Source organism: Haliovirga abyssi (genome assembly GCF_030295325.1).
Lineage (GTDB): Bacteria > Fusobacteriota > Fusobacteriia > Fusobacteriales > Haliovirgaceae > Haliovirga > Haliovirga abyssi.
Genome location: NZ_AP027059.1, coordinates 2,090,458 through 2,109,289, shown reverse-complemented (window position 1 = coordinate 2,109,289; position 18,832 = coordinate 2,090,458). Strand labels below are relative to the sequence as shown.

Here is an 18,832-nt window from a genome sequence, read left to right as displayed (position 1 = left end):
TGGAGGTAAAAATGAAAAAAATAGTATTAGGAGTTTTAATTTTATTAACACAATTAGGATGTAGTTCACTAGTAGAAAAAAAGGTAATAACGGTCACAAATGCTGTAAAAACTAAAAAAACTGTATATGTTTCTGAGCCAAAATATATAAAATACAACAATATTGACATTACTCCATTAGCTCAAGAAACAAATGGATTTTCTGAAAAAAATAAATTTAATGAAAAAGATGCTAAAGCTATGAGAGATTCTTTAAAAGAAAGTTTGAAATTAAATGAAATGTGTTCTTTAGCTGAAAGAGGAGACAAAAGCGAGTATAGTATTAAAATACTTATTCCAAATTATATAATTGCAGAAGGTTATGGAATTGTAACTGAAATAGTTTTGATATTAAAAGATAGAAGTAATAATGAAATAAAATTTCAAGATAGATTTGCAGTGTTTGTGAATAAGCCTTTTTCTGGAAGTGGTAAAAATCTTATAAATGAAGCGGTAGTTTATAAAATGGTATATGACTTAAATTATTATCTATTAGGGGAAAATAAAAAAATAAGGACATATAATAATAAAAAGGTTAAATATTATTTAGGAAATGGTTATCAAGGTGTAGTGCGAGCAGTTTTAAATTTTCCAAAAAGAATGAAAAAAGTTATAATAAGTACATCAGGAAGGGTTAGAAGAACAAATACATATTCTTTAAATCAAATAAAGTGGAGAGATATGATATATAGAATGGATAGGTTAAACTTAAAATAATATTTTTAAGTTAAAATATATTTATAGGATTATAAAAGGCAGGTGTGAACCTGTCTTTTGTTATATTGTAAAATTTTAACATAAATTAATTTTTTTTAACTTAAAATAAAAATTAATTTGTGCTATAATTAATTATAAAAAAATCGTATTTAGAAACTTTTCTTTCATAAGTTTAATTATTAATTGCGAATAACTTTGAAAAATTAATTTTTAAAATTAGAAGGAGTGTGAAAAATATTTTATCATTAAATATATAATCTATTTTTAAGCCACTCTTAAATGTCATAAAATCATATTTTATCATAAAAAATTAAGATAATAAAGAATCAGAATTTTAAAATAAAAAGCAGGATAATGTGAAAAAATTAATATTGAAAAGGAGTGATAATAAAAAATGATAAATGTGAAAAATGTAAGTAAAAAATTTTATGACAAAAAATTAGGGGAATTTTATGCAGTAAAAAATGCTTCATTTGAAGTTAAAAAAGGTGAAATATTTGGACTTTTAGGGCCTAATGGAGCAGGAAAAACTACACTTTTACGAATTATTTCTACAATTATGGAACCAACTAATGGAGAAGCAGTAATAAATGGATTTGATATAATAAAAAATCCAGAAGAAGTAAAAAAATCAATAGGTTTTTTATCTGGAAATACTAAATTATATAAAAAATTAACACCTGTTGAAACAATAAAATTCTTTGGCGGACTTTATGATTTAGATAAAGATATTATTAAAAAAAGGACAAAAGAGATATTAGATATATTAGATATGAATGATTTTAAAGATAGAATAGTCGAAAAACTATCAACTGGTCAAACTCAAAAAAGTTCAATCGCAAGATGTATGATACATAATCCAGAAATATATATATTAGATGAACCAACCTTAGGATTAGATATATTAACAAGTAGAACAATAATAGAATTTATAAAAAGAAAAAAAGAAGAGGGAAAAACTATTATATTTTCAACACATTATATGGAAGAAGCGGAAATGTTATGTGATAGAATAGCACTTATTCATAAAGGGAAAATAGTAGAAACAGGTAAGGTAGAAAATTTAAAGAAAAAAACTGGAAAAGATAATATTAGAGATATTTTTCTTGAGTATATTGATAGAGAGGAGAATATAAAAGATGAATTTGAATAAAGTAGTTTTGATATTTAAAAAAGATTTTAAAGAGTTACTAAGAGATAAAAAAGCATTAATAGCTATGTTTTTACCAATAATAATTTATCCAATAATTTTAATTTTCATATTTGAATTACAGAGTACAGTTAGCAATAAATTAAAATCGGAAAAAAGTAGAATAATTATAAAAAATGAAATACCATCACTTTTCTTAAAAAAAATAAATTTAAGTGATAAATTTAAAATATTAAATTCAGAAGATTCAAATTATAAAAAACTTATAAAAAATGAAAAAATAGATATGGAAATTGAATTTACAAATACAAATAAAAATTCACCAGAAAAAATAAAAATTTTGTATAATTCAACAATAACAAAAAGTAAACTTGCTAAAAAGAGAATTGATAAATTATTTGATGAATATAAGGTAGAATTAGAAAAAAACAAAATAAAAGAGTTGAATATAAAAGTTCCTATTTTAGATGCTGTACAATTAAAATCAAATGATCTTTCAAAAAGTAAAGATTATACAGAAATGATTTTAGGGAGTTTACTTCCATTTTTATTAACAATATACTCAATAATGGGGATTTATGCTATTAGCATTGATTTGACTGCTGGAGAAAAAGAGAGAGGAACTTTGGAAACAATTTTTAGCATTCCTGTAAAAAAATCAGAAATAATATTTGGGAAACTATTAGCAAGTAGTTCTGTGGGAATAATAAGTTGTTTTATAAATATTTTAGCAGTTATACCATTATTAATGGGAATAATGATTGCAATACCCAAATTTTCATTTCAGATAGATATATTTAGAATGGTAATAATGTTTTTTATGTTAATTCCAATTATAATATTATCAAGTTCAATAATAATAGGCGTTGGATTTTTTGCAAATTCATATAAAGAAGCTCAATCTTATTTATCTCCAGTATTATTAATATTAATGTTACCTTGTTATGTAGCTATTTTTCCTAATTTTAAATTAACATTGTGTACAGCAATGATACCGATATCTGGTGGAATTATATCTATGAGAAATATGTTAATAGGCAATTATAATATATTAAATTTATTAATAGCAAATATTACAAATATAATAGTTTCAATTATATCTATTATATTTATGACTTATATATTTAAATCAGAAAAAGTTATATTTGGAACAGGTGGAAAAAATAATTTCAGCACAAAGACGCGAAGGAGCCAAAGTTACACAAAGAAAAAAACAAAAGACAGGAGGTAAATTAATGAAATTATCAAATATAAAAACAGTTTATATAAAAGAGATAATAAGTATAATAAGAGATAAAAGAAATGTAATATCTATATTTTTGCCATTAATAATATTGCCTTTAATGATAAATGTAATATCTCATTTTGCAGAAAAAGATAAACAGATATCAAAAGATAAAATAAGTAGAATATATTATATTACAAATATTCCTAATAAATTAAAAGAATTAATAAAATATGAAGGGAAATTTAAGGTTTATAATTTAAAGAATAAAGATTATGAAAAAAATATTGAAACTAAAAAACTAGATTTAGCTATTAGTTATAAAGTAGAAAATAAAAAAGAGATAATAGAAATTTTTTATAGGGGAAGTAATATTGATAGCGGAAAGAGTAAAAAGAGATTTTTAGAAATATTTAAGAAATATAAAAAATATAAGCAAGAAAATATAGTTGAAAAGTTAAATATAAAAGAGCCAATATTAAATTTAACAGAATTAAAATCAATAGATACTGCAGAAAAAAAAGAGATAACTCAACACTCTTTTAGTGGAGTAGTTCCAATGTATTTGGTATTATACGCAATGCTTTCAACAGTTGGATTTGCCATTGAAATGACAACAGGGGAAAAAGAGAGAGGAACACTAGAGACATTATTTTCTGTACCAATAAAAAAAATGGAGCTATTAATAGCGAAAATTTTTGCTTGTTTTACTATGGGACTTGCCACGCTATTTACAAGTTTGATTGCTCTGAGTATTGCTCTTTCGAGACTTAATAGTGTACAAGGAAATTTACAAGGAAAATTAGAATTAACGCCAATGTTATTTGTGGTATTATTTTTTATGCTGATGCCATTAGTAATATTGTCAACTAGTGTGTTTTTAGGAGTTGGATTATTTGCAAATAGTTATAAAGAGAGTGCAGCTTTGTTTGCTCCAATAACATTTTTATTTATGTTACCGACTTATGTAGGTATGATAGATGGAATTAAAATGAGTAAGTTTTATTCATTTATACCAATTGTAAATTCTGTGCTTATAATTAAATCAGCTTTATTAAATCAATTAAATTTAACATTTTTTTCTATATCTTTATTTGTAAATATAATTGTATCTATATTAGGACTATTATTTATGTTTAAAGTATTTGGAACAGAAAAAATATTATTTGGAAATGGAAAAAGTTTTGACTTTAGATTAAAAAGAAGTGAAATTAAAAAGAAGAGGGTAATAGATCCGCAAGATGCTATTTTAATATTTTGTATAGCAATAATAATGTATATATATAGCAATCTGTTTTTTGGAACAAAAATAAATATGGTGCTAGGAACTCTTATTATACAGTATGTGATATTTGCATTTTTCCCTATATTCACTCTTTGGTATCTAAAGGCAGATATAAAAAAATCTTTAGGATTAAAAAAGCCAAAATTAAAAGAAAGTTTTGGAAGCGGTATATTATGGATGGGAATATTTATTATAATAATGTTATATGCTATATTTTTAGGAAAATATTTGCCTGATTCTGGAAAATCATTAAAGGGAATAGAAGATATGATAAATAGTATGAGTCCAATATCTAAATTATTTGTTATAGGATTAACACCAGCATTATGTGAAGAGATATTATTTAGAGGAGTGTTGCTAAATTCATTAAAAAGCAAAATATCTCCTAAGTCAGCAATAATTATAACTTCTATTTTATTTGCAATGACTCATTTAAGTATCTATAGATTAATTCCAACTTTTATTTTGGGATTATTGCTTGGATATACAGCATATAAGACTGAGTCTATTGTTCCCGGGATGATTTTACATTTTTTTCATAACAGTATATCTATTTTTATAAATGTTGATTTTTCTAAGAATTTAATTATGAATATAGTGATTGCATTTATTTTAATAGGAATAGGATTGATGATTATGCGTGGGAAAAGAGAGAAGGTGTCGTCAAGTTAAGAGTTTAATTTTTTAGTTTAGTAAAAAATAAGAATAAAAAAGATTGAAACCACGAATGAAACGAATGTAAACGAATTATAAAAAAAGGATTGCAGAGTTATGCAGCTGACTAATCAAATTACCTAATTACCTAAGGAGGAAAAAAAATGAGAAAAAGTAAAATTATATATCTGTTAATAATTATTTTATTACTGACTTCGTGTAAAAATTTACAAAAAAATAATGAAATTATAAAAAGATATTCAAATAAATATTTTGAATTTAATTATCCATCAAGTGTAAATGTGGTAAATGTAGGAGAAGATAAAATATTTGTTAAATTTATAAACAATAAAACATCGAATATTTTTGTGTCAATAAAAAATAAAAAAATAGATTCAATTGACAAAATTTTAAAAGAAGATAAAAAAACAGAAAAAGAAGAAGAGCAAAATGTAAGATTAAGAATAAAAAAAAAGATATTTAAAAAAATAAAAATTGATAATGTAGTTGGAGATAGAATAGAAGTCACAGATGCTTTTTTAAATTATAATGAAAAACAAATTAAACTGAATTTATATAAATCAAATAAAGAATTTAATTTTGTTTTTTCAAATTTGAGTTTAAATAAACATAAAGAAGAAAAGATATTTAATAAAATTTTAAAGTCTATAAAATTTAAAGATTTTAAAGATATAAAAATCAAAAAAAAGAAAATTAAAAGTAAAAAAACATTAACATCAAAAGAGGCAATAGAAGATGCAAAATATATGGTTAATAAGTTGAGGATTCATCCAGATTTATATTATTCTATTAGTAAAAATGAATTTAATAAAAAATATAAAGCTTTAATAAAAAAAATAGAATCAAAAGAAAAAATAAGCAAAAAAGAACTATTTATTTTATTTTCTGAATTTATAGCAAAAATAAAAGATGGGCATACAAATTTAGAATGGAATAAAAGTGGATATAAAAAAGATATTAGAAATTTTCCTTTGTTTAGAAATGGATTCCCTATATTAGTAAATATAAGAGATAATAAAATATTGATTAATAAAAAAAATTCTTCTAAAATTGGAGAAATGGTCGGCGGGGAAATAATTTCTATTAATGGAGTTTCGGCAGATAAAATACTAAAAAGAATGAAGAAATTAATTGCATCAGATCCAAATTCAAAGAAATGGGTTGAAGTTAGAATACAAGATGGATTTCCAATGTGGTATAGTTTAATATATAATGGTAGTAAAAAATATACTGTTAAATATATAAAATCAAATTCAAAAGGTATAAAAAAGGTAGTGTTAAGAGGTGGAATATCTGAAAGGGAAAGCTGGAAGAATAATAATTATGGCAAAAATATCGAACTGTCATATTTGAAAAAAGATATAGCTATAATACGAATAAATAAATTCCCATTTGAAAATTCTGATGGGATAGTTAATTTTATTGGAAATATGAAAAGCTATTTTAATGAGATGAAAGATAAAAAAATAAAATATTTGATCATAGATGATAGATTTAATCTTGGAGGATCTCCAGAACTAGCAGATTATTTTTATAGAAATTTGGAGAAAAATAATAAGAACTATTATAAAGGAAAAGTATATTTATTAGTTGGAAGAAGAACATTTTCAGCAGGAGTAACATTTTCAAATTATGTACGGTTAAAAGATAAAAAGATAAAAATAATAGGAAATAAAACAGGTGGTTGGATAGAATGTTATGGTAATGGAGCAGTTGTTATTTTGCCTAACTCAAATTTTAGAATAAATATACCAATTATTTCTTATAAAGTATTGAAAAATATTAAAAGAAAAGGGAATTTGATACCAGATATAAAAGTGGATATAGCTCCAGAAAAAGAGGCATTGGGAAAAGATCAAGTTATGGATAAAGTTTTGGAATTAATAAAAAATAGATGAGGAGGTTGAGTTTGGAATGGAAAAAAAGAGCTTAAATAAAAATGATGGATTTACAATATTTGGAGCGGTTAAATTTAGTGTAATTGTATATATTTTAGTAATAATTATAACTATAATTGCAATGCTTTTTATGTTTGGAATAATAAGTATATATAATGAATTATTTACTAAAAATTTTAATTTTAATAATAAAATTTTATTTGGGATTATTGGTATCATTTCTGAAATAATAGTATTGATTATAATATACGAAAAAGGTTATATGAAAAATATTTCTATAAAAATTAATAAAAAAATTAGCAAAGAAAAATTAATATTACTTTTTTATTTAGTATTAGGAGTTTTATGTTATATATTAATTTTTAATAATACAGTTGATGTTTTAATAGAAAGATTTTTAAAACAAAGTATACTAAATTTACAGAATATGGTAAATGAAGAAGGTATAGTTACATTTATATTTACTAGCGTAACAATAGGTCCTATTTTTGAAGAAGTTGTAAATCGAGGAATAATATTAAAAAAATTAACATTAAAGTATAAAAACTCTACATCAATAATAGTTTCGGCTTTAATTTTTGCAATATCTCATTTCAATATAGCACAGGGAATAAATGCGTTCTTTTTAGGAATAATTTTTGCTATAGTTTATTTAAAAACAAACTCTTTAAAAACAGTTATATTTATGCATTGTATCAATAATTTAATTGTAATTTTGATAGGTGCATGTTATGCGGATAAAGTTGGTATAGTTTCTAAAATTAATTATATGCAACTATTAATAGGAATGTTGATTTTTATAAGTTTGATTATTATTTATAAAAAAAATAAATTATTAAAAAAAGAAGAAATTGAAATTTTATAAAAATAAAAAATATACAAAATAATCTTTATTATGATATAATTTAATAAAGATTATTTTTTTTATTTGTTAGGAAAGGATAAATTTATTCAGAAAATAAGCTACGTCATTTTTTTAAACATGTAATTTTTCAAGGCGAAATTTTTCAGGAGCTAAAAATTTAGAAAAATATTTATACTTTATCAGATGAAACATTGCTTATTTTTTCACATTAAAAAATAAAAAGGAGATAGTTATGAAAAAGATATTTTTAAGCATATTATTTTTTAGTATCTCTGTATCAATATATTCTTTAGAAAATGAATATATAAAAAGTTTAAATATTATTAAATTAAGGAAATTAATAATAAATAGTATGGTTGTTGGAGCAATTGGAATTATAGGAGTACTTTTTTTATTTCAATATTTTTTAATAAAAAAGAGAAAATCAGTTATATATTTTGTATATATGTGTATTGTATTTTCATTTAAAGTTATATTATATAATGAAAAAATTTTCAATGATATTATTAAAATACCTTATTCAGATATATATGTTGTAGAAAAATTAACTACATATATAATTATTCCGTTTTTTTTGTTTTACTTATATTATCAATACCCCAAAATAACCAATAAAATAATTGCAGAACTTTCTGCATATTATATAATTATTTATTCGCTAATAATAGTTTTTATACCAAATGTAATAAAAAAGATAGAAATATTTAATCAAATAATGATAATATTAGCTGTGGGATATATAATATATATGTTTATTAAAGCTTGTGTGAAAAAATTAAAATATTCAAAGATGTATATGATAGGTACAATAATATTTTTGATAGGTATGTTAATAGATATTTATAATTATTATAGAAAAATAGAATCAGAATATATTTTTTTTGGAATGGCTATATTTTTATTTTTAGAAGTATTTATATTTTTTAATGAAATTAGAGATAATTTGAAAAAAGTAGAATGGATGTCTTCTGACTTAAACGAAAAAAATAAAAAACTAATAGCGCATGTTGTGAAATTACATAAAAGTATTGAAGACAAAAAAAAGCTTGAGGAAGCGAATAGAGCTAAAAATATGTTTTTAGCAAATATAAGTCATGAACTTAGAACACCTTTAAATGGAATAATAGGTATGAGTGAAATATTATATTATATAAAAGATGTTAAAGATAGAGATGAAAAAATAGATATGATTTTAAATTCTGCGAAACATCTTAAATCTCTTGTGAATCAATTAGTGGATATAGTTAAAATAGAAGAGGGAAAAATAGAACTGAAAAATATTAAATTTTCTTTAATGGAACTATTTGAAGAGATTAGAATGATGTTTGAAAATGAAATTATGGATAAAGGGTTTGATATGTATCTATTTGTGTCACAAAAAATACCATATGAAATTTTTGGAGATTATACAAAATTAAAGCAAGTTTTGATAAATCTTTTGAATAATGCTATAAAATTTACTGAAAGGGGAACAGTAATTATTTTTGCTGAACTTTTAGAAGAGAAAGATGGAAAAGTTGAAGTGATAATAAGTGTAAAAGATACTGGAACGGGAATTCCAAAAGAAAATTTGAGGAAAATATTTAACGCATTTGAGCAAGGAAATATATCAATTGCTAAAAAATATGAAGGAGTTGGATTAGGGTTAGCTATTTCTCAAAATTTAGTAAAGAGTATGGGGGGAGAAATTGATGTTTTTTCAGAAGTGGGGTTAGGTTCAGAGTTTAAATTTAAGCTTTTTTTTGAATATTCTAAAGAGTCAATTAAAAAATTTAAGATAAATAAAAAAGATACGATAATTGGAGTGAATGATGAATTTTTAGAAAGATATATAAGAAAGATTTTATCTGACTTGGATTTAGGATATTATATAGCAGAAGATTATGATTCTTTGGAAGATATAATTGAAAATATTGAGGATGAAAGTTATAATGTTTTTATTGATAGAGATTTTTTAAGAAAATGTATAATTGAAAATAATGAGATATTTCCAGATAATAGTATGAAATTATATTTAATTGATAAAAATGCAGATAATGAAAAAGAGATTGAAATAAAACCTATTCAAAAGGATATAATTGGAGTTTTTAGTGAAAAAAATAAAATATGTGAAAATAAAAGAGATGAAATTAAAATTGATAATAAAAAATATATAGGAAAAAAAGCTTTAATTATTGATGACAATCAGATAAATATAGAGATATTGAAAGAGATGTTAGAAAATATAAATATAAAAACAAAAGGACTTACAACAGGAATAAATGTAGTAAAAGAATATTTAAATGGAAATTATAATTTTATATTTTTAGATGTTCAGCTTCCAAGAAAAAATGGATTTGAAATACTAGAAGAGCTAAAAGAAGTTATTGTAAATTCAACAAAAATATTTGCAGTAACAGCAAATGTATCTGAAGGGTTTAAAGAAAAATGTATGAAATCTGGCTTTGATGAGTATATTTCTAAACCTTTTAATTACAAAACTATTTTGGATGTTTTAGAAAAATATAATAAAGATAGCTATTATATTGAAGATAAAAAAGTGATACATAAAATGAATGATTTAAATATACCTGAGAAAATATTAAAATTAATGTTAGAGACTTATCCAAAAGAGATGAAGATAATGAGGAGGAAATTATCAAATAATGAATTTGAACAAGTAAAAAATATTTCTCACAAATTAAAAAGTGGAGCAGGGAATATAGGATTAAAAGATATGTATGGAAATTTATCAAAAATAGAAGAATTATGTAATGAAAAAGATTATGAAGCTATAATAAAGTTGGTTTGGAAGGTAGAAAATGAGTTGGGAAATTTAATGCTTAATAATAAATAATAAACTTATTTTTTTAATTTATTTAATAGTTTTGCTTATGCAGGGGGATGAAAATGAGTATAGTAATAGTTGAGGATGATATTGTAACTTTGGAATTGATAGCAGATAAATTTGAAAAAGAGGGATTCTTTGTAGAAAAATGTGATACAGGAAAAAAAGGATTGAATAAAATAGAAAAAAATGGAGCTGAATTGGTAATATTGGATATTAATCTTCCAGATATATTAGGATATGATGTTTGTGAAAAAATAAAAAACAATCCAGCTATTTATGGATTGCCAAAAGTGATACTTCTTACACAAAAAATATCAGATAATGATGTAATTAAAGGATTTGAAATAGGAGCAGATGATTATGTGAGAAAACCCTTTAATGTAGAGGAACTTTTTTTGAGAGCAATTAGATTAGTAGGAGATAGAACTGTTAATTCAAAAGATATTATAAAATATAGAAATATAATAGTTTATAAAAATAAAAAGATAGTGAAAGTGAATGATAAAGAGATTAAGCTAACCAAAAAAGAGTTTGAGCTTTTGCTATATTTTATAATTAATAAAGGGATAGTGTTATCTAAAGATAAAATATACTTTAATGTATGGCAAGATTATTTAGATTCAAATAATAAAACATTTGATATGTGTTTATCAAGGTTAAAAAAGAAAATAGAGCCATTAAAAGATAATTTAGAAAATATAAAAGGTATGGGATATAAATTAAAATAGATATTGCTATTAAAGTAATATCTATTTTAATTTATTATATATTTTTTCTTATTGTTACTGTTTTGTTACTTGTGTATGATAAAATATATAGTGAAAAAATAGTAACCATTATAACTATTTTAAGGTTGCTATATTTTATGATAGAACTCATTTCTGTATATGGAGGATATATGAAAAAATTTTTATTCTTATTAGTTGTAATTAATCTGTTTTCAGGATGTTTTTTAGTTAAAAACCCTTCTAAAAAGATAGTAAATAGTAATAATAAAAATGAAGTAAAATATAATTTACCAAAAGAAGTGGAAGTTCCATTTATAACAAAAGATAATTATCTTGCATATTGGGATTATAAAGATGAAGTATATAAAAAGTTTTTTATAAAAGGGATGAATCTTGGAGTTGGAGTACCTGGTACAAATGCAGGGAATTTATCTCCAGATTATACTACATATTATAGATGGTTTGAGGAGATGTATGAATTAGGAATAAATACATTAAGAATATATACACTACATTATCCCAGATTTTATATGGCTTTAGATGATTTTAATTCTAAACATGCCGATAATCCAATATATCTTTTTCAGGGGATATGGTTAGATGAAAACAGCGAAAAAGGAGATGTACATACTCTATATGATTTAACAGATGAATCATTTAGTCAAGAGATAGAAGATTTAGTTGATTGTGTATATGGAAATAAGAGAATACCTCATAGATATGGGAAAGCATATGGAGATTATAATGTAAATATTTCAAGGTGGGTATTGGGGTGGATTATAGGAAGAGAAATATATCCAGATGAGATAGAAAGAACTAATCAATTGTCTAAAAGTAGAACATTTAATGGTAGATATTATTCTATAGATAATGCAAAAAATGTATCTACAGCTTGGGCTGTAGAACAGATAGATCATGTGATATCATATGAAATGGAAAAATATGGACATCAAAGACCAATAAGTTTATCAAGCTGGCCAACATTAGATCCATTAGAACATGAATCAGAACCAGGGCCTCCAAACAGTTTTGAAGATTATGAAGCTTTTTATTTAGAAGATATAAAGAAATCTAATAATGATGTAGCAGGATATTTTGCAAGTTATCATGCTTATCCATATTATCCTGATTTTATTTCATATGATCCAAAATATAATGATCCAAAATATAGTGATGATTATGGGCCAAATTCATATATGGGATATTTAGATGATTTAAATAGTTATTATAACGCAAAAGGGATACCATTGGTAATAGCTGAAACTGGAGTTCCTAGTAGTTGGGGAAATGCAAAATTTGCACAGTCAGGAATGAACCATGGTGGAATTAATGAAGAGATGCAGGGTGAATATGGGATTAGAATTATGAAGAATATTTACGATGAAAATTGTGCAGGCGGAGTTTTATTTGCTTGGATTGATGAATGGTGGAAAAGAACTTGGATAACAGATGAAATTACATTTCCAAGAAGTAGATATGCTTTGTGGGATGATATTACAAGTCCAGAAGAAAATTTTGGATTTATAAAATTTAAACCAGACAATTATCCTTATAAAGAGATATATCGAGGTGAGAATAAAAATATAGAATCAATATCTGCTATGGCAAATGAAACTTATCTTAATATTAAAATAAAACTTTCTAATATATGGAAAACAGAGGATACAGTTGTAATTGGAATAAACAGTTATGATAATAGTGAAGAAAAACTTGGAAGTTCTATATTAGAAGATGGAGAAAATACTCAAAATGGATATGAATTTACAATTGTATATCCTGAAATAGATGAAAAAGGGAATAAGATTGCACAGCTATATGTAACTAAAGAGTATAGTCTTTATGGAATATGGCATTTTTTAGATAATAGTAGAAAATATAGTTCTACTACTATTGGAGAAAAAGAATGGGAAAAAGTAAGGTGGCGTAATCTTGAAAAATATAATGAAATGGGAGAAGTAACTAAAATAGAGAATCAAAATATTGGAGAGTTAGGAGTAGCAAATAGTAACGAGACAATAAAAAGTACAGATGCATTGATTATAAATGATACAGAGCTTTTAGTTAGAGTTCCATGGACATTATTACAATTTTCAGATCCAAGTAGATGTGCAGTTATAGATGGTGTTAAGATAGATTCGAGTATATTTGGAAAGAAAAATTGGAAATTACAATCTAAGATAACAGATGGAGTTTCATTTGCGGTTTCTATAAATAATGACTTAATAGAAACAAATAAATATAGTTGGAACGGTTGGGGCGGAAATTCTTTAGATAATGTAGATTATAGTGATATAAGTAGAAAATATGTAAACAATCCTGATATGGAAGAGAAGAAAAACTCATATTATATATTGAGAAAAGGACTTAAAAGTATAGGAGAAGTTATAAAATAATATAAAAGTGTTAATAGAAATGGGGATACAAATTTTTTAGGGGGAGATATGCTAGCAAATATATTATTTATAGAAGGAACAAAAATATATAAAGAGCTTTTATCAGAGATGTTTAATAGAGATACAAAATTTTGGATAAAAATAGTTGAAAATATAGAAGAAGCAAAAAATATTTTAGATAAAATAGATTTAGATATTGTTGTTTTAGATTTAATATTGCCAGATGGAAGAGGGGAAGAGATAGTAAAAATCATAAGAGAAGAAAAGAAAGATGATTCAATACAGATTATCGTAATTACTTCTGAAACATCAGAAGATAGAATTATAAATGCATTTAATTTGGGAATAGATTTTTATTTTGAAAAGCCTTTTAACCCAAATATATTAAAAGCTTTAATTGAAAGAATATATGAGAAGAAAAAAAGGGAGGCATAAAAAATGGAGCTATTACTACTATTGTTAATAATATTTTTCGTTATAGACTTAATATTTTATATAATAATAGTAATTCAACATTTTTATTATAAAAAAATAGATATAGAAAATGAAAATAGAAAAGAGGAATATATAAAATTATTTATAAAATTTGCATATAGAAAAAAAGAGATGAAATTAATAGATGTACATAAAAAATCTAAATGGTTTGTAGTTGACTATAAAAAAAATGAAGATAAAATAGAATTTAGCATAAATAGAAATTATAGTAAAAAAAAATATGATTCAGATATAGTGGATTCTTTAATAGAGGTAATAAATAGTTTTGAAGGAGAATTTAGAAAAAGAGTTATAAAAATTTCTGATGAAATTGGAGTTTCGGACTACCTATATAAATTTTGGACAAATAGTAAAAATGTTGACAATAGAGAGTTATATCTTTATCAAATAGGAGAGATAAGAAGTAAAAAAAATTTACATAAGTTATATGATATAGATTTGAAAAAATTAATAAAAAATAGTATGGTTGCAAATTATTATATAGCATTTATGAAAATATTTGATGAATGGATAGATAAATTAAGTGAAATTGAGATTAGAGATTATATAAAGCATATGTTTGAAGTGATTAATATTATAGAAAAAAATGAAGGTTATAATATGAAAAGAGTATTTAACTGTTTTCAAAATGATAATAAAAATTTATATAAATATATGATTGAGAATAAGAGAGTTAATGAATTTTTCTTAAATGAGTTACTTATTTCAAGTTTAAAAACTCAAAATATTGGAGAATTGATTTATGCTATATCATATAATAAGCAGTATAATATTATAAATATAATATCAAAAGAATTTTTTTCTGCATATAGAAAAAAGAATAAAGATGATAATGAAAAAGAATTTTTGATAAAATTAGTAAAGGCATCTGGAGAACTTGCAATAGGTAAATGTATTGGAATACTTAGATTAGCTTCAAAAAGTGAAGATTGGATTTTGAGGGCAATTGCAGCAAAAAATATATGGAAAACAAAAAATGGAGTAAAAATAGTCTATAATATGCTTTCAGATTCAAATTGGAGAGTAAGATATAATGCAGCACACTCTTTATTGAAATTTGGAAAAGAAGGGGAAAAGATTTTATATAAAACTTTAGATAGTGAAGATAGATTTGCAAGAGATATTTCAGGTTATGCTTTAGTTGCTCACAATACATTTTTTATGAAAAATATTATTTTTAATTTAGAAAAAGGTGAAGTTAGAAATATAATTGAAAAGGTATTAAAAGTAGTTAATAACTCGAATAATATTATGATTTTAGAAAATATAATATCAAATAAAAATATTGAAGATGAAATAAAGAAAATATTAATTAGTGAAATAAAATCAATACAGATTTTAAAAGAGTTAAAAACAATATATGATAATAAAATTTTAAAATGTAATACTGAAAAATTATTCATAACTCCAAAACAGATAGCGTTATGAAAAAATTAAAAATAAGGCATTATAGGGTGGTGAGATGGAGAAAGTTATATTTATAATTTCAATAGTAGTGATAACCTATTTTATACTTATAAATTTAGGGTATATTTTGCTTTTTATCACTTCATATAGAGGTATTTTAAAATATAAAAGAAGAACTAAATTATATAATTATATTAATATGTATCAGTCAAATCAAACGCCACCAATATCATTATTAGTACCAGCTTATAATGAAGAGGCTGTAATTATAAAGAATATTAATGCTTTTTTAAACAATTTAAACTATCCTGAGTATGAGATTATTGTAATAAATGATGGTTCAAAAGATGAGACTTTAAAAAAAGTTTTGCAAGAATTTAAATGTGAGGTGTATAGTTATCCATATAGGAAAGATATCAATACAAAATCTGTAAAAAGGATATATAGAAGTAAAATTAATAATAATCTTATAGTTGTAGATAAAGAAAATGGTGGGAAGGCAGATGCTTTAAATGTAGGAATAAATATATCAAAATATCCATATTTTGGAAGTATAGATGCAGATACAATTTTAGAAAGAGATTCATATTTGAAAGTAATAACACCAATTTTATCCGATCCTAAAAGAGTTATTGCAACAGGTGGAATAGTAGGAGTAGTTAATGGTTGCAAAATATCTGGAAATAGAGTCGAAGAGATTAATTTTCCTAAAACGATTTTAGCTAAATTTCAAGTTGTGGAATATTTAAGAGCGTTTATGTTTGGAAGATATGCTTGGGCATTAATAAATGCTTTACCAATAATTTCTGGTGCTTTTGGATTATTTAAAAAGTCAGCTGTTATTTTAGTTGGAGGATATTCATCTGAAACTACATTAAAATCAACAGTAGGAGAAGATATGGAGTTGGTAATTAGGCTTCATAAATATTTTAGAGATAATAAAATTGAATATAAAATTAGTTTTGTGCCAGAGCCATTATCTTGGACAGAAGTTCCAGAGGATATAGAGACCTTAAAAAATCAAAGATCTAGATGGCATAGAGGTTTAATAGAGACTTTAGCAAGTAATAAGGATATGTTTTTTAAAAAAAGATATGGGACTATAGGTTTTTTATCATTTCCATACTATTATATTTTTGAGTTACTTGCACCTATTATTGAATTGATGGGATATTTGTTATTGCCATATTTTTATATATCTGGAATGTTAGATAGAAATGTATTTGTACTGTTTTTTAGTTTGTCTATTTTGTTAGGGGTGTTAATATCTGGTTTTGCAGTATTTTTAGAAATGATGACATTTAGAAGATATAAAAAATTTAAAGATAATAGCAAACTATTTTTTTATGGAATTTTAGAAAATTTTGGATATAGACAGATGCTTTTGTTATTTAAATTAAATGGTTTTTTTCAATATATTTTAAAACAACAGCATTGGGGGATAATGAAGAGAAAAGAGGGAGTGGCAACAAAGAGACATATACAAAAAGGAAAAAAGATGAAAGTATATTTAATTATATTTATGAGTGCTTTTATAATATTATATACAATAAGTATATGTTTTGTAGTTAATGATTTTAGAACTGGAAAAATCAGATCTAAGATTGAAAGAGAAAAATTAATAAAATTAAGAAAAAAAGAGAAAACAAAAATAGAAGAGAATAGTATAAATAAGAATATAAAAAATAAAAAAATAAAAAATGAAAAATTTGAAACTTTAAAAGAATTGATAAAAAAACCTATATATTTTAAAAAAGATAGTGTAGAGTTTTTAGAGAAAGATAGATTAAGCAAAATAGCAAAAGAGATAGATCTATTAATTTTAAAAAAAGAGAAATTTAAGATAAAAATTACTGGTTATGCAGATAAAACTGGAAACAGAGATTATAATTTAAAATTATCGTTAAAAAGAGCAGAAAAAATAGGAAGAGAACTTTTATTAAAATCTGTATATTTAACTAATAAATATTTTATATTAACTGGCAAAGGAGAAGAAAATATAACAGGAGATAATAGAACATTAAGTAGGAGAGTAGAATTGGAGGTGGTTGAATATAAAAAAAATTAAAATAGTTTTTATATTATTTATGTTAATTACTCCTTATATATTTTCTAAAGAGGGAATAATTGTTGGAAATGATGATAAAATATTAAAAACATTTAGAGATGGTAAAAAAGAAGATATAATAAAACTAGCTGACGATATGTCACGGAAATATAGTAGCGTGATTTTGCATCTTGGAAGTAGATATGTATTTAAAAAAGGGAGCTTTTTCTATTATAAAACAAGTAGGGAAAATTTACAGATTTTTTCAAATCATTTAAAAAAGAATAATATAAAATTATATTTATGGTTTTTTGATTCATATGGAGAAGAAAAATTTAATGAAATTTATGAAAAATATAAAAGTATATTTAATGAAAATATTGATGCTTTGAAAAAATTAGATATAGAATACAGTGGTTTAGTTGTAGATTTTGAAAGAATAAATGGAGCTTCAAATAAATTTAAGAAAAGAAATAATGAAAAACTTATTGAAATATTAAAATATGTTAGGGGAAATTTAAAAAATAAAAAACTGTATATATTTGCTTCTATAGTGGATAGTAAAATTGAAAATAAAAATAGAGGATATAGCGAAGATGAAATTTTAAAATATGTAGATAATATAATTCCAATGTTGTATATAAAAGATGAAGGGTTTGTTATAAAAAAAGGATTAGTTTATCCAGTTATGAGAGATGAAAGAGTAAATCAACTTATAAAATATTATAAATCAAAAAAATATAAAATAGCTGTTTCTTGGGAAAATGGAATAATTATTAAAAAAGGAGATAATTTATATTTTATAAAAACAGCATATAGAGATAATATTATATTTAAAAATCTTAAAGAGATAATGAAAGTTGATTTTGAAAAATATAGGATATATTATTATCAAGCAAAAAATAATTTTGATATTAAAAGGAATGATCTTGTAGTAGAGAAAATATCTAAAGGAAATGTGTTGTATTTTATAGAGTTAAAAGAAAATATAAAGCAAGATACAGATTTTATTTGGGAATATTTTTTAGTAAATAGGAAAATATAAATTTATTTAGAAATTAAAAATAAAAAAAATTATA

The 18,832-nt window shown here is 23.1% G+C and carries 13 protein-coding genes; all 13 read left to right on the top strand.

All coding sequences use genetic code 11. The annotated features are described in order from the left end of the window. The first annotated feature begins 11 nt into the window (after positions 1-11). Positions 12-755: a hypothetical protein gene (locus tag RDY08_RS09285; protein WP_307904124.1), complete on the top strand. Its 744-nt coding sequence runs from the start codon at positions 12-14 to the stop codon at positions 753-755. Positions 756-1,149: 394 nt separating this feature from the next. After that, the gene (locus tag RDY08_RS09280; RefSeq protein ID WP_307904122.1) at positions 1,150-1,908 is read left to right on the top strand and encodes an ABC transporter ATP-binding protein; all 759 of its coding nucleotides are present in this window, start codon (positions 1,150-1,152) and stop codon (positions 1,906-1,908) included. Further along, a complete protein-coding gene (locus RDY08_RS09275) occupies positions 1,895-3,136 on the top strand; it encodes an ABC transporter permease subunit (RefSeq protein WP_307904120.1) in 1,242 nt (413 codons plus the stop codon). Before RDY08_RS09280 ends, RDY08_RS09275 begins: the two co-directional genes overlap by 14 nt. Positions 3,137-3,140: 4 nt before the next feature. Then, positions 3,141-5,087 carry an ABC transporter permease subunit/CPBP intramembrane protease gene (locus RDY08_RS09270; RefSeq protein ID WP_307904119.1) on the top strand — a complete coding sequence of 649 codons (1,947 nt, stop codon included), beginning with the start codon at positions 3,141-3,143 and terminating at the stop codon, positions 5,085-5,087. Between the two features lie 146 nt (positions 5,088-5,233). Continuing rightward, the gene (locus RDY08_RS09265; RefSeq protein ID WP_307904117.1) at positions 5,234-6,988 is read left to right on the top strand and encodes a S41 family peptidase; all 1,755 of its coding nucleotides are present in this window, start codon (positions 5,234-5,236) and stop codon (positions 6,986-6,988) included. A 16-nt stretch (positions 6,989-7,004) separates the two neighbouring features. Next, a complete protein-coding gene (locus tag RDY08_RS09260; protein ID WP_307904116.1) occupies positions 7,005-7,853 on the top strand; it encodes a CPBP family intramembrane glutamic endopeptidase in 849 nt (282 codons plus the stop codon). A gap of 232 nt (positions 7,854-8,085) precedes the next feature. After that, positions 8,086-10,689 carry an ATP-binding protein gene (locus RDY08_RS09255; protein WP_307904114.1) on the top strand — a complete coding sequence of 868 codons (2,604 nt, stop codon included), beginning with the start codon at positions 8,086-8,088 and terminating at the stop codon, positions 10,687-10,689. A gap of 53 nt (positions 10,690-10,742) precedes the next feature. After that, entirely contained in the window at positions 10,743-11,411 is a 669-nt protein-coding gene (locus RDY08_RS09250; RefSeq protein WP_307904113.1) for a response regulator transcription factor, read from the top strand. A 170-nt stretch (positions 11,412-11,581) separates the two neighbouring features. Next, positions 11,582-13,804, top strand: coding sequence for a hypothetical protein (locus RDY08_RS09245; RefSeq protein ID WP_307904112.1), 2,223 nt, complete (start codon positions 11,582-11,584; stop codon positions 13,802-13,804). Between the two features lie 48 nt (positions 13,805-13,852). Next, a complete protein-coding gene (locus RDY08_RS09240) occupies positions 13,853-14,239 on the top strand; it encodes a response regulator (RefSeq protein ID WP_307904110.1) in 387 nt (128 codons plus the stop codon). Between the two features lie 3 nt (positions 14,240-14,242). Further along, positions 14,243-15,727: a HEAT repeat domain-containing protein gene (locus tag RDY08_RS09235; protein WP_307904109.1), complete on the top strand. Its 1,485-nt coding sequence runs from the start codon at positions 14,243-14,245 to the stop codon at positions 15,725-15,727. A 34-nt stretch (positions 15,728-15,761) separates the two neighbouring features. Then, positions 15,762-17,774 (top strand): glycosyltransferase, encoded by a 2,013-nt coding sequence (locus RDY08_RS09230; RefSeq protein WP_307904107.1) that lies wholly within the window; start codon positions 15,762-15,764, stop codon positions 17,772-17,774. Beyond that, positions 17,755-18,798, top strand: a complete 1,044-nt coding sequence (locus tag RDY08_RS09225) for a hypothetical protein (RefSeq protein WP_307904105.1) — start codon at positions 17,755-17,757, stop codon at positions 18,796-18,798. The genes RDY08_RS09230 and RDY08_RS09225 overlap by 20 nt, the downstream gene beginning before the upstream one ends. Positions 18,799-18,832: the final 34 nt, after the last annotated feature.